Genomic DNA, 12,760 nt, shown 5'->3' with positions numbered 1-12,760 from the left:
ACCGCTTTAAATAAAGGCTGCCCAAAGCCCATAAATTACCAGTAATGGTGCAAAACCGAGCACGGTGCTTTTAACGGCACTGTAGCCACTAAAGCAGCGCAGGCCAACAGCAAACAACGCCGCTATCCACATATAAATCAGGTTAAAATTTTCAGCCCAGCCGTACCAGGCATCGCCAGGTTCCAGGCCAAATAATAATTGGTTTAACGACAGATAATTAGCGGTGGTTAATGGTAAATTTGGATCACTGCTGATCAGTACCAGCACAATCAGGCCCAGCATATTTAACACACCCGGCATATTGCTCCACACCGCCAATGCATACCAGTCACCATAGGGGCGTTTATGGCCCGGGTTACCGACAAGCATCAGATAAAGCGCCATAATCGCCAGAACGATGGGAGTCATTATCAGAATAGCACCGACCGAAATAATACCGGTTTTATCTGCCATCTGGCCCATAACAGCACGGCTTTGCTCAATTTCTGCCGGTGTCATACTGTGGGCAGTCTGGGCAATTTGCTGCTCAACTATCCACTCCGGGCTCATACCGGCATAAAAGTACCAGAGACCAAACGCATTGACAGCCAGCATGATAGCTAACGCTATCCAGCTCCAGCCCTTTTTTTCCGGCAGTACTGTAAACAGTTGTTTGGGCGCGACATAAATATCTACCAGCGCCTGACCGACATTTTTACTCATAACAATTCTCCTTTTGTGTAGATTTATTATTTTATTTAACGGGGTTATAGCATGCTCCAGCGTATTAACAAAAAAGATCAATGTAACGACTTTTTTCGACTTTTTTATCGACTTTTTCAAAATGGAGTGCGAACTGCAGCCAGCATAAAATAAAGCAGCGCTTGCCATGCTAAAAAAATGATAAGCGGTAATATCAGATGATTTTCGGTGGCAGGGAACATTTAAGCAGGGGGTAACATCCGGCCTGTTTTATCTGAAATGACAAAAACCGGCTATTCTGGTGGTTGTTCGCTAATAAATTGGAAGCGCGCCAGCTCTTCACCGGCAATCGTTACGGTTTCGCTGAACATACTGGCAGGGCGGGCCCATAAACCGAAGTCGCCGTACAGTGCCCGGTAAATAACCAGCCATTCGTCAGTTTCGCTATGGCGTGCTAAATGAATAACCTGATACAACGCCCCTTTATAATGCTGATAATAACCAATAGCAATATCAGGTTCAGGGTTATTAACGGGCTCAGAGCTGTTTACGGGCTCAGGGCTGTTTACCAGTTCAGGACTGTTGTTCATACCAACCTTCAAAAATAATTTGGGCTGACAGGCTGTCTACTTTGTCTTTACTGAGCTTACGGTAGCCGCCCTCAGCGAACAACCGGCTGCGGGCGTCGGCAGTAGATAAGCGTTCATCATGGAATTCTACCGGTAAACCATAGCGGCCATGCAAGCGGTTGGCAAATTTCCGGGTACGGATGGTAAAGTCCTGCTCGCTGCCGTCCATGTTCAGCGGCAAGCCAACCAGCAATAACTGTGGCTGCCAGTCGCTAATCAGTTTGGTTATCTGCTCCCAGTCAGGAATGCCATCCCGGGCTTTGAGAGCAGCGAGTAAACTGGCGCTGCCGGTAAGCTCATTGCCTACCGCTACGCCAATACTTTTGGTGCCGTAATCAAAACTGAGTACGGTCCTGTTGTTAGTTGCCGGGCCTGTGTTACTCATTACGCGTGGCCGGCCTCTGCTGTTAACTGCCAGGTTTTGATACCCATTTTTGCAGTGGCAGACTGCCATTTTTCCGCATGGTTTAAGTCGAAAATAATCTTGTTGTCTGCCGGGATCACCAGCCAGCTGTTATCAGCAATTTCCTGCTCTAACTGGCCTGCAGTCCAACCGGCGTAGCCCAACGCCAGTAAAAACTTCTCGGGTGCTGAAGAGGTGGTTAAGTCTGTCAGAATATCTTTAGAGGTGGTGACCATCAGGCCATTATTCAGCTCTAAACTACTGGTGTAACCTTGTTTAGGGCTGTGTAGTACAAAGCCACGGTCACTTTGCACCGGGCCACCGGCACACACTGCACTGCGGGCAACCGGGCTTTTTGTATCAAACTCTATTTCTAACTGGTTTAGCAGCTCTGCAACGGTAACATTCAGCGGATGGTTAATAACAATACCCATGGCGCCTTCGCTGCTGTGCTCACAAATATATGTTACGCTGCGCTTAAACATCGGGTCGTCCAGCGCTGGCATCGCAATTAAAAAGTGATCCTGGAAATCTTGCATAACAACCTCACTATTACAGTTAGAGCATTGTGGTAGCGGCCAGGCGTTGTTCGATTGCATCGAATAACATTCCGGTAATACTTACCGGATAAGCCGCCTCGATTTCGCGAATACAGGTGGGACTGGTGACATTTATCTCAGTAAGCTTATCACCTATTACGTCTAAACCCACAAAAATAAGTCCTTTTTCTTTTAGTACCGGGCCAAGGGCCCGTGCTATCTCCCAGTCTGATTCAGACAAGGGCCTTGCCTCACCACGGCCACCTGCCGCCAGATTACCGCGGGTTTCACCACTGGCCGGGATCCTGGCAAGGCAGTAGGGCACAGGCTCGCCATCTACGACCAAAATTCGCTTATCGCCTTCGCTAATCCTGGCAATATACTGCTGCGCCATCGCATAGCGGCTGCCATGCTCTGTTAAGGTTTCAATGATCACGCTGACATTGGCGTCCCCCGGTTGCAGCCGGAAAATAGAGGCACCACCCATGCCGTCCAGTGGTTTTAATATGACGTCCTGCTCGGCTTTATAAAATGCTTTTAAGCGCGCGGCATCACGGCTTACCAGAGTTTTAGGGGTAAACTGGCTGAACCAGGCGGTATACAGTTTTTCGTTGGCATCACGCAGGCTTTGCGGCTTATTAACGATAAGGCTACCGGCTTGTTCGGCCCGCTCCAGAATATAGGTCGCATAAATGTATTCTGTATCAAATGGCGGGTCTTTGCGCATTAAAATAACGTTCAGTTCATTGAGGGCAATGTCCTGCTCTTTATTAAACCGATACCAGCTTTGCGAATCTTCACGCAGGGTCAGGGTTTTAGTGCTGGCCCGTGCTTCACCCTCCAGCAGGTATAAGTCAGCCATTTCCATATAGTGAATTTCATAGCCGCGATGCTGGGCTTCCAGCAACATGGCGAAGCTGGAGTCTTTTTTAATATTAATCTGGCTGATAGGGTCCATTACAACCCCCAGTTTAATTGCGCTCATAATACCCTCAGGCGAGATCGCCAAATTGCAATTGTAAGGCGCTGATTGCGCTCAGCGCGGCTGTTTCAGTACGCAGTACCCGTGGTCCTAACTGAATTCCGGTAAAGCCTGCCTGGCTGGTGGCGGCAACTTCAGAATCAGTAAAGCCACCTTCCGGACCAATAACCAGCCTGATTTTTTGACTGGCTGTTAGGGTTTTAATGGAGACGCTGGCCCGTGGATCCAAGGTCAACTGCAATGAATTTGTGTTTTGAGCCAGCCAATTTTGTAACGGTAGCGCCGGGTGTACCGTCGGAATAACGCTGCGACCGCTTTGCTCACAGGCACTTATTGCTATTTTCTGCCACTGCTCATTGCGTTTGGTCAGCCGCTCGCCGTCCAGTTTTACCCCACAGCGCTCGGTAAATAGCGGAGTAATTTCCGTTACCCCCAGTTCAACGGCTTTTTGAATAGCAAAGTCCATTCTGTCACCGCGTGATATTGCCTGGCCCAGATGGATCTGGAGCGGTGACTCGACCGGATTGGCCTCTACGGCGGTAATAGTGACCATAACCTGTTTTTTCGTCACTTCAGTAATAGTAGCAGCGTAGTTATTGCCATCGCCGTTAAACAATTGCAAAACCTGCTGTTGCTGCATTCGTAGCACCCGGCCAACATGGTTGGCGGCATCGTCATCCAATGCCAGGTTTTGGTGAAGGGTCAGCGCCTGCGGGGTATAAATTCTTGGAATGCGCATTAAAAAATTCCTGCGGAAAAGAAGTTAATGGTAGCAGGGAAAGCGTTGTTTCAGAATAAAAAACCGCTGCAATGGCAGCGGTTTTTTTGGTAAAAAGGGTTTAGTTACCGGCCTGGCAGGTACTGGTAGCTCGAGTCGATACCAAGTGGGATATCTAACGCCCAGAAGCCCAGCAAAAATGCTGTCCACATTACCAGCATCACTATTGAGAACGGTAACATCAACGCTACCAGGGTACCAATGCCGCTATTTTTGACGTACTTTTGACAGAACACCACAATTAGCGGGAAATACGGCAGTAACGGGGTAATGATATTGGTTGATGAATCACCTACCCGGTAGGCCGCTTGTGTCAGATCAGGCGATAAACCTAATTCCATCAACATAGGTACCATAATGGCGCCAATTAAAGCCCACTTGGCGGATGCTGAACCCACCACTAAATTGACAAAGCCTGATAAGAACACAATACCAACTAAAGTCATTCCCAGCGGTAAGCCCATTTCTTTTAACGCATTGGCACCTTTTAATGCCATCAGCACACCCAGGTTAGACTGACTGAACGCGTATAAAAACAAGGCACAGAAGAAAGCCATAACAATGTAATAGCCCATGCCGCTCATAGCATGACTCATGCCGGCTACCACATCGCGGTGGCTCTTTACCGAGCCTGAGACATAACCGTAAACAATGCCCGGTACCAGGAAAAATACAAAAATAATGGTTACTATCGACTTCATTAGTGGCGCAGCGGCGGTCAGTAGTGGGTTAACTCCGGGTAACACATCTTCCGGTTTGGCAGCCCATGGCGTGTTTTCCGGTAACACGATTGATAATGCTAATAAACCTATTACTGCCAGCATTGAGATAGCTGCCGCTTTTAAACCACGCAATTCATTTGGTTTTAGTGCTTCCATCGTCACCATTTGCGAGGTGTCACCGTCGACTTTGGTGCCTTTTAAACGCGGCTCAATCACTTTATCGGTAAGAAACCAGCCAATGGCCACAATTAAAAAAGTAGATGCGGTGGTAAAGAAATAGTTATTAAGCGGGTTAACGGTAACTGTCGGGTCCAGAATTTGGGCAGAGGCCTGAGTTAAACCGGCCAGCAATGGGTCCAAACTGGACGGCACAAAGAAGGTGGCAGAAAAACCGCCTGATACGCCGGCAAAAGCGGCAGCAATACCTGCTAACGGATGACGGCCGGCAGCATAAAAAATGACTGCGCCAAGCGGTACAACCAGTACGTAGCCTGCGTCAACCGCAACATGGCTTAAAATACCAACAGCGATTAGCACTGGGGTAAGTAGCATTTTTGGCGTAACTGATAAAATTGAGCGCAAGCCGGCATTAATAAAACCGGTGTATTCAGCCACACCCAAACCCAGCATTGCAACCAGCACTACACCTAAAGGTGGAAACGTAACAAAGGTATTGACGATGTTAGAGGCAAAGTTAGTTAAAGCATCGCCAGAAAGTAAGTTAACAATCTGAATGGCTTCACCGGTTCTTGGGTTAAGCTCGTCGAAGCTGACGCCCGATAACAACCAGGACAATACCCAGACAATAACCATCAACAGAGCAAAAAGCACGGCAGGGTCGGGCAATTTATTACCCACCACTTCTATGGTGTTGAGCGCACGGTTAATCCAGCCGTTTTTTTCAACGGCAGTAATTTGTTCAGACATAGATTTTCCTTTGACCTTTTTGTCTTTCTTATCTTTTTAGTTTGTCAGCTGCTATTGCTTGCAGCTTACCCCTGGAAGGTAAAACGTCTTTATCATACACAAAACGAGGGTATTGGTAAGGTTAAAATAAGCCGAACTGCCAATAAAAAAGGAAAAGGAGAGCCTAAGCTCTCCTTTTCTGTCGACTTCTAACGATTACCTGGCGTACTGGCGCAGCAAATCGGCTTTATCGGTTTGCTCCCACGGGAACTCGCTGCGGCCAAAGTGACCGTAAGCTGCGGTAGCACCATAAATTGGCCGCTCCAGGTCAAGCATTTCAATCAGACCATATGGCCGCAGATCAAAGTGCTCGCGAACCAGTTTAATCAGCTGCTCTTCGCTTAGTTTGCTGGTACCAAAGGTTTCCAGGCTGATAGAGGTGGGTTCAGCAACACCAATGGCATAAGATACCTGTAATTCACAGCGATCAGCCAGACCAGCCGCCACGATGTTTTTCGCCACATAACGCGCTGCATAAGCCGCAGAGCGGTCAACTTTTGATGGATCTTTACCAGAGAACGCACCACCACCATGGCGCGCCATGCCGCCATAGGTATCAACGATAATTTTACGGCCGGTTAAACCGCAGTCGCCCATTGGGCCACCGATAACAAAACGGCCGGTTGGGTTAATAAAATACTTGGTGCTTTTGGTTAACCATTCAGCGGGCAACACCGGTTTGATAATGGTTTCCATTACGGCTTCACGTAAGTTTTCTGTGCTGATGGTATCGCAGTGCTGGGTGGATAACACCACGGCATCGATGCCTACCGGTTTGCCGTCTTCATAAATAAAACTTAACTGTGACTTAGCGTCCGGCCGTAACCAGGGCAGGGTGCCATCTTTACGAACCTGAGCCTGACGCTGCACCAGACGGTGAGCATAGGTTACCGGTGCCGGCATCAGCACGTCAGTTTCATTACTGGCATAGCCGAACATTAAACCCTGATCACCTGCACCCTGCTCACGCGGGTCGGTTTTATCCACGCCCTGATTAATATCAGGCGATTGTTTGCCTATGGCATTTAATACCGCACAGGAGTCGGCATCAAAACCCATATCAGAGTGGGTATAGCCAATTTCACGAACAGTTTTACGGGTCAGCTCTTCAATATCAACCCAGGCTGTTGTGGTAATTTCGCCACCAACTAAAACCATACCGGTTTTAACAAAGGTTTCGCAGGCAACACGGGCTTTCGGGTCTTGTTCCAGAATTGCATCTAATACTGCATCAGAGATTTGATCGGCGATTTTGTCCGGATGTCCTTCAGATACCGACTCAGAAGTAAAAATATGTTGTGCCATTTGTGTATTCCACCAATGTTGGTTAATTCATCACGCTGGAGGCCAAACTACCTTTTTGCCAGGCCTGAACTGCTGCCTTGCCATTGCCGCCAGAAAAATAGCCACTTATTTTAGTGAAACAGGCCGGCCTTGGCTAGTAATATTTGACGCCCAGACGTCTTTAATGCCAAAGTTTACGGTAAAGTTAACAAGCCGATCACTTAAGGTCGGAAAATAGTCGCTGCCACGGATTATCATTTGCCATCTGGCCGGCAGTAAGTGAAAATAACGCCCAAGTTTTATATTGTCCCCAATAAAGCCAGCAGCAGGAGCTACAATGCCATCTCGTAAACAACTCGCCAATGCAATCCGTGCCTTAAGTATGGATGCCGTTCAAAAAGCAAAATCTGGCCACCCTGGCGCCCCTATGGGCATGGCAGACATTGCTGAAGTACTCTGGCGGGATTACCTGAAGCATAACCCGGCTAATCCTTCATGGGCCGACCGCGACCGTTTTATTTTGTCCAATGGCCACGGTTCTATGTTGCTGTATTCACTGTTGCATCTTAGCGGCTATGATTTAACGATTGATGATCTTAAGCAGTTCAGACAATTACATTCCAGAACCCCGGGCCATCCGGAATACGGTTATGCGCCAGGTGTTGAAACGACTACCGGCCCGTTAGGCCAGGGTATTACCAATGCCGTAGGCATGGCACTGGCCGAAAAGGCGCTTGCAGCCCAGTTTAATAAACCAGAGTTTCCGGTGGTCGATCATTACACTTACGTGTTTTTAGGGGACGGCTGCTTAATGGAAGGCATTTCTCACGAAGCGTGTTCTATTGCCGGTACCTTAGGGCTGAATAAGCTGATTGCTTTTTGGGATGATAACGGTATTTCAATTGACGGCCATGTTGAAGGCTGGTTTACCGATGACACGCCTGCCCGGTTTGCGGCGTACGGCTGGCACGTTATTGCTAATGTCGACGGCCATGACAGCGAAGCAGTAAAAGCGGCAATTGCGCAGGCACAGGCCCAGACTGATAAACCAACCCTGATTTGCTGCAAAACAGTTATCGGTTATGGCTCACCTAATAAAGGTGGCAGTCACGATTGCCATGGTGCGCCACTGGGCGATACTGAAATTGCTGCTTCCCGTGACTATTTACAATGGCCGCACGGGCCCTTTGAAATACCAGATGATATCTATGCACAGTGGAGCGCGCATGAAAAGGGCGCAACGGCAGAGCAACAGTGGAATACCTTATTCAGCGCTTATCAAAAGGCACATCCTGAACTCGCGGCAGAGTTCAGTCGCCGGACCGCAGGGGAGTTACCTGCGAACTGGGCTGAGCAGTCACAAGCTTATATTGCGAAGCTACAGGCTAACCCGGCAACAATTGCCAGCCGCAAGGCGTCGCAAAATGCATTGAATGCATTTGGTCCGTTACTGCCGGAAATGATGGGCGGTTCTGCAGATTTAGCGGGTTCGAACCTGACTATCTGGGACGGCTCAAAACCATTAACGGCGAAAGACGCCAGTGGCAATTATATTTATTATGGCGTGCGTGAATTTGGCATGTCGGCCATGATGAATGGCATCGCTCTGCACGGCGGCTTTGTGCCGTATGGCGCAACGTTCCTAATGTTTATGGAGTATGCCCGCAATGCGGTTCGGATGGCCGCGTTAATGAAGCAACGGGTGATCTTTGTTTATACCCACGATTCTATTGGCTTGGGCGAAGATGGTCCGACCCACCAGCCGGTAGAGCAACTGGTAAGCTTACGCGCCACGCCAAATTTAATGAACTGGCGGCCTTGTGATCAGGTTGAATCTGCGGTTGCCTGGCAGGCGGCCATTGAGCGCAACGACGGCCCGACCACATTAATTTTCAGCCGGCAGAACCTGGTACAGCAGCAGCGGGATGAGGAAACGGTCAGTAACATCAGACGCGGCGGTTACGTGCTGCTGGATAGCAAAAACCAGCCTGAGCTGATTATTATTGCCACTGGTTCAGAGGTTGAGCTGGCCGTGCAGGCAGCCAAAGCCCTGACAGAGCAGGGCAAGCAGGTGCGGGTGGTGTCAATGCCATCAACCGATGTGTTCGATGCCCAGGATGCTGCTTACCGGGAAGCCGTGTTACCGGCAGCGGTAACCAAACGTATTGCCGTTGAAGCAGGCATTGTTGACAGTTGGTATAAATATGTCGGTTTTGCCGGTGACATTATTGGCATGACCAGCTTCGGCGAGTCTGCACCGGCCGAACAGCTGTTTAAACATTTTGGTATTACTGTTGAGGCCATTGTTCAGGCCGCAACCAGACAATTTAACGGCTAGCCGTTAGTATTTAACCAACTTGGGGCCGCTTTGCGGTCCCATTTCTATGTGGTGATATGGTCATTAAACTGGCAATAAACGGCTTCGGCCGGATAGGCCGCAATATTTTGCGGGCGATTTACGAAAATGGTTGGCAACAGCAGTTACAGGTTGTTGCCATTAACGAGCTGGCCGATGCCAAAGGCGTTGCCCACTTATTAAAATATGACACCTCGCATGGTCGTTTTGGTTGTGACGTAACGTTATTTGACGGCGGTATCAGGGTTGCCGGTGACGATATTGCGCTGTTCAGTGAAGCAGACCCGCTGGAACTGCCCTGGGCTGAGCTGGATGTGGATATTGTGCTGGAATGTACCGGTGTCTTTCACAGCAGGGAGCATGCCAGCTGGCATTTAACAGCGGGTGCCAGCAAGGTGTTGTTTTCTCATCCTGCTGACACGGATATTGATGCCACCATTATTTATGGTATTAATCAGCATCTGCTAACCGACAATATGACGGTGATCTCTGCCGGTTCATGTACCACTAACTGTATAGTGCCGGTTATTCAGGTGTTGGATCAGCACTTTGGTGTAGAAAGCGGCACCATTACTACTATTCATGCGTCGATGCATGACCAGCAGGTTATTGATGCCTACCATCCGGATTTACGCCGCACCCGGGCTGCCAGCCAGTCAATTATTCCGGTGGATACCAAACTGGCGCTGGGTATAGAGCGAATATTACCGAAATTTGCCGGCAGGTTTGAAGCAATAGCCGTGCGGGTGCCCACGGTGAATGTTACTGCCATGGATTTAAGTGTTACCCTGGACCAGGATGTCAGTATCGATAAAGTCAATAAAGTACTGCAACAAGCCGGTGCTACCAGTTTGGCTGGTATTCTCGATTATACTGAAGAGCCGCTGGTGTCTGTTGATTTTAATCATAACCCGCACTCCTGCATTGTCGATGGCTCCCAGACCCGGGTTAGCCATAAACGCCTGGTGAAATGTCTGGTATGGTGCGACAACGAATGGGGCTTTGCTAACAGAATGCTCGATACAGCGCGGGCCATGCTGCAACAAGATTAATGACAAGGAGTGAATGATGAGCGTAATTCGGATGAGTGATCTGGATTTGGCAGGAAAACGGGTATTAATCCGGGAAGATTTAAACGTGCCGGTAAAAGACGGCAAAGTGACATCTGATGCCCGTTTAAAAGCGGCATTGCCAACCTTACAACAGGCGCTGGATAAAGGGGCCAGAGTTATGGTGATGTCACACCTTGGCCGGCCGGAAGAAGGTGTGTTTGATGCAGACGCCTCGCTGCAGCCAGTAGTTGACTACCTGGCACAGACCCTGTCGGTGCCTGTAAGGTTAGCCAGCGACTATTTATCAGGGGTCGACGTTAATGCCGGCGAACTGGTCGTTTTTGAAAATGTCCGGTTTAACAAAGGTGAAGCTAAAAATGACGATCAGCTGGCTAAGCAGCTTGCTGCACTGTGTGATGTGTTTGTGATGGATGCTTTTGGCACGGCACACCGGGCGCAGGCATCTACCCATGGGGTGGCAAAGTTTGCGCCGGTAGCCTGTGCCGGCCCATTGCTGGTGGCTGAACTGGATGCGCTTGGCGCGGCTTTAAAAAGCCCGAAGCGTCCGCTGGTGGCCATTGTTGGCGGCTCTAAAGTGTCGACTAAGCTGACAGTGCTTGAATCATTATCCGGCATTGTTGATCAGCTGATTGTCGGTGGTGGTATTGCTAACACCTTTATTGCGGCAGAGGGCAATAATGTTGGCAAATCGCTGTACGAGCCGGATTTAATTCCTGAAGCAAAGCGGCTTATTGAGCAGGCCAATGCCCGGGGCGCCATGATCCCGGTCCCAACTGATGTGGTGGTAGGGCAGGAATTCAGTGAGCAAACTGCCGCCAGTTTAAAATTGGCGTCTGATGTTGCTAGTACCGAAATGATTTTTGATGTTGGCCCGGCCACTATTGGTCAACTCACCGATATTATTAAAAAAGCCGGCACTATTGTCTGGAACGGCCCGGTTGGGGTATTTGAATTTGAGCAGTTCGCGGCAGGCACTAAAGCGTTGGCTGAAGCCATTGCCAGCAGTGAGGCTTTTTCAATTGCCGGTGGTGGCGATACCCTGGCAGCAATAGATAAGTTCGGCATAGCAGCTGACGTATCTTATATTTCTACCGGGGGCGGTGCCTTTCTGGAGTTTTTAGAGGGCAAAACCTTACCTGCTGTAGCTATACTTGAGCAACGTGCGGCAGAGAAAATTAGTTAAAACATCGCAATAAAGCGATGTCATAAAAAATTCATTATAAAAAAATAAGACATTTTACCTACAAACTGTACCTAAGTATAAAAGAGAGGCTTTCATGGCACTGATATCATTACGGCAAATGCTGGATCACGCCGCCGAAGTGGGTTACGGCATTCCGGCATTTAACGTAAATAACCTGGAACAAATGCGCGCGATTATGCTCGCAGCAGACAAAACCGACAGCCCGGTTATCGTCCAGGCCTCGGCGGGTGCGCGCAAGTATGCAGGGGCCCCGTTTTTACGGCACCTGATATTAGCCGCGGTAGAAGAGTTTCCGCATATTCCGGTGGTGATGCATCAGGATCATGGCACCTCACTGGCGGTATGTCAGCGTTCTATTCAGCTTGGCTTTTCGTCGGTCATGATGGACGGCTCGCTGGGTGAAGACGGCAAAACGCCGATGGATTATGCTTACAATGTGAATGTAACGCGCAGGGTCGTTGAAATAGCGCACGCCTGTGGCGTCTCGGTAGAAGGTGAGCTAGGTTGTCTGGGCTCGCTGGAAACCGGAGAAGCGGGCGAAGAAGACGGTATCGGCGCAGATTGTGTGTTAACCCATGATCAAATGCTGACCGATCCTGAAGAAGCCGCTGAATTTGTCCGTGAAACACAAGTGGATGCGTTAGCAATTGCTTGTGGCACGTCACATGGCGCTTATAAGTTCAGCCGGCCGCCGACAGACGATATTCTGGCGATAGACCGGATTAAAGCTATCCATCAACGGATCCCGGATACCCACCTGGTTATGCATGGCTCATCATCTGTTCCGCAGGATTGGCTGGAGGTGATTAATGAGTATGGTGGAAAAATCCCGGAAACTTATGGCGTGCCTGTAGCTCAAATACAGCAGGGTATTAAGTTTGGCGTTCGTAAAATTAATATTGATACCGATTTGCGGTTAGCGTCTACCGGTGCTATTCGTCGCTACCTGGCCCAGCATCCGGCAGAGTTTGACCCGCGAAAGTATTTACAGGCATCAGTAAAAGCGATGGCAGATATTTGTATTGCCCGCTATGAAGCCTTTGGTTGCGCTGGCAATGGCAGCAAAATTAAAGCCTTATCGCTTGATGCAATGGTTGATTTATACACGGCAGGAAAGTTGACGCCGAATATAAAATAACCAAA

At 49.1% G+C, this 12,760-nt stretch carries 12 protein-coding genes; 4 read left to right on the top strand and 8 right to left on the bottom strand.

Translation table 11 applies throughout. The annotated features are described in order from the left end of the window. Window positions 1-6: 6 nt before the first annotated feature. From KQY15_RS01380 to metK, 8 genes are all read right to left on the bottom strand, one after another. Complete coding sequence (locus KQY15_RS01380; RefSeq protein ID WP_217666602.1) at window positions 7-702, bottom strand: YIP1 family protein; 696 nt, start codon at window positions 700-702, stop codon at window positions 7-9. Between the two features lie 272 nt (window positions 703-974). Then, window positions 975-1,271 carry a DUF1653 domain-containing protein gene (locus tag KQY15_RS01375; RefSeq protein WP_217666601.1) on the bottom strand — a complete coding sequence of 99 codons (297 nt, stop codon included), beginning with the start codon at window positions 1,269-1,271 and terminating at the stop codon, window positions 975-977. Continuing rightward, complete coding sequence (gene ruvX, locus KQY15_RS01370) at window positions 1,255-1,695, bottom strand: Holliday junction resolvase RuvX (RefSeq protein ID WP_217666600.1); 441 nt, start codon at window positions 1,693-1,695, stop codon at window positions 1,255-1,257. Before ruvX ends, KQY15_RS01375 begins: the two co-directional genes overlap by 17 nt. Continuing rightward, window positions 1,695-2,252, bottom strand: a complete 558-nt coding sequence (locus KQY15_RS01365; protein ID WP_217666599.1) for a YqgE/AlgH family protein — start codon at window positions 2,250-2,252, stop codon at window positions 1,695-1,697. Before KQY15_RS01365 ends, ruvX begins: the two co-directional genes overlap by 1 nt. A 19-nt stretch (window positions 2,253-2,271) precedes the next feature. Beyond that, the gene (gshB, locus tag KQY15_RS01360; protein WP_217666598.1) at window positions 2,272-3,237 is read right to left on the bottom strand and encodes a glutathione synthase; all 966 of its coding nucleotides are present in this window, start codon (window positions 3,235-3,237) and stop codon (window positions 2,272-2,274) included. A gap of 7 nt (window positions 3,238-3,244) precedes the next feature. After that, the gene (gene rsmE / locus KQY15_RS01355; protein ID WP_217666597.1) at window positions 3,245-3,973 is read right to left on the bottom strand and encodes a 16S rRNA (uracil(1498)-N(3))-methyltransferase; all 729 of its coding nucleotides are present in this window, start codon (window positions 3,971-3,973) and stop codon (window positions 3,245-3,247) included. A 104-nt stretch (window positions 3,974-4,077) separates the two neighbouring features. After that, the gene (locus KQY15_RS01350) at window positions 4,078-5,661 is read right to left on the bottom strand and encodes an AbgT family transporter (protein ID WP_217666596.1); all 1,584 of its coding nucleotides are present in this window, start codon (window positions 5,659-5,661) and stop codon (window positions 4,078-4,080) included. 195 nt (window positions 5,662-5,856) lie between these two features. Further along, a complete protein-coding gene (metK, locus tag KQY15_RS01345; RefSeq protein ID WP_217666595.1) occupies window positions 5,857-7,005 on the bottom strand; it encodes a methionine adenosyltransferase in 1,149 nt (382 codons plus the stop codon). A 316-nt stretch (window positions 7,006-7,321) separates the two neighbouring features. Between metK and tkt the strand changes: the two genes are divergently transcribed. From tkt to fba, 4 genes are all read left to right on the top strand, one after another. After that, window positions 7,322-9,322 carry a transketolase gene (tkt, locus tag KQY15_RS01340; RefSeq protein WP_217666594.1) on the top strand — a complete coding sequence of 667 codons (2,001 nt, stop codon included), beginning with the start codon at window positions 7,322-7,324 and terminating at the stop codon, window positions 9,320-9,322. Window positions 9,323-9,378: 56 nt separating this feature from the next. Continuing rightward, window positions 9,379-10,392: an erythrose-4-phosphate dehydrogenase gene (epd, locus tag KQY15_RS01335; RefSeq protein ID WP_217666593.1), complete on the top strand. Its 1,014-nt coding sequence runs from the start codon at window positions 9,379-9,381 to the stop codon at window positions 10,390-10,392. Window positions 10,393-10,408: 16 nt separating this feature from the next. Continuing rightward, window positions 10,409-11,596, top strand: coding sequence for a phosphoglycerate kinase (locus tag KQY15_RS01330; RefSeq protein ID WP_217667622.1), 1,188 nt, complete (start codon window positions 10,409-10,411; stop codon window positions 11,594-11,596). Between the two features lie 94 nt (window positions 11,597-11,690). Next, on the top strand, window positions 11,691-12,755 hold the full coding sequence (gene fba, locus KQY15_RS01325) for a class II fructose-bisphosphate aldolase (RefSeq protein WP_217666592.1): 1,065 nt from the start codon (window positions 11,691-11,693) through the stop codon (window positions 12,753-12,755). The last annotated feature ends 5 nt before the right edge of the window (window positions 12,756-12,760 follow it).

This window comes from Arsukibacterium indicum, assembly GCF_019100565.1.
Taxonomy (GTDB): domain Bacteria; phylum Pseudomonadota; class Gammaproteobacteria; order Enterobacterales; family Alteromonadaceae; genus Alishewanella; species Alishewanella indicum.
The sequence above is the reverse complement of the archived record's forward strand: the minus strand, read 5'-3'. Positions and strand labels throughout refer to the sequence as shown.

What these genes read in the sequence shown, in the direction of transcription:
- KQY15_RS01380 (WP_217666602.1), bottom strand. Translation starts at nt 702, where the DNA reads ATGAGTAAAAATGTCGGTCAGGCGCTGGTAGATATTTATGTCGCGCCC.
- KQY15_RS01375 (WP_217666601.1), bottom strand. Translation starts at nt 1,271, where the DNA reads ATGAACAACAGTCCTGAACTGGTAAACAGCCCTGAGCCCGTAAACAGC.
- ruvX (WP_217666600.1), bottom strand. Translation starts at nt 1,695, where the DNA reads ATGAGTAACACAGGCCCGGCAACTAACAACAGGACCGTACTCAGTTTT.
- KQY15_RS01365 (WP_217666599.1), bottom strand. Translation starts at nt 2,252, where the DNA reads ATGCAAGATTTCCAGGATCACTTTTTAATTGCGATGCCAGCGCTGGAC.
- gshB (WP_217666598.1), bottom strand. Translation starts at nt 3,237, where the DNA reads ATGAGCGCAATTAAACTGGGGGTTGTAATGGACCCTATCAGCCAGATT.
- rsmE (WP_217666597.1), bottom strand. Translation starts at nt 3,973, where the DNA reads ATGCGCATTCCAAGAATTTATACCCCGCAGGCGCTGACCCTTCACCAA.
- KQY15_RS01350 (WP_217666596.1), bottom strand. Translation starts at nt 5,661, where the DNA reads ATGTCTGAACAAATTACTGCCGTTGAAAAAAACGGCTGGATTAACCGT.
- metK (WP_217666595.1), bottom strand. Translation starts at nt 7,005, where the DNA reads ATGGCACAACATATTTTTACTTCTGAGTCGGTATCTGAAGGACATCCG.
- tkt (WP_217666594.1), top strand. Translation starts at nt 7,322, where the DNA reads ATGCCATCTCGTAAACAACTCGCCAATGCAATCCGTGCCTTAAGTATG.
- epd (WP_217666593.1), top strand. Translation starts at nt 9,379, where the DNA reads ATGGTCATTAAACTGGCAATAAACGGCTTCGGCCGGATAGGCCGCAAT.
- KQY15_RS01330 (WP_217667622.1), top strand. Translation starts at nt 10,409, where the DNA reads ATGAGCGTAATTCGGATGAGTGATCTGGATTTGGCAGGAAAACGGGTA.
- fba (WP_217666592.1), top strand. Translation starts at nt 11,691, where the DNA reads ATGGCACTGATATCATTACGGCAAATGCTGGATCACGCCGCCGAAGTG.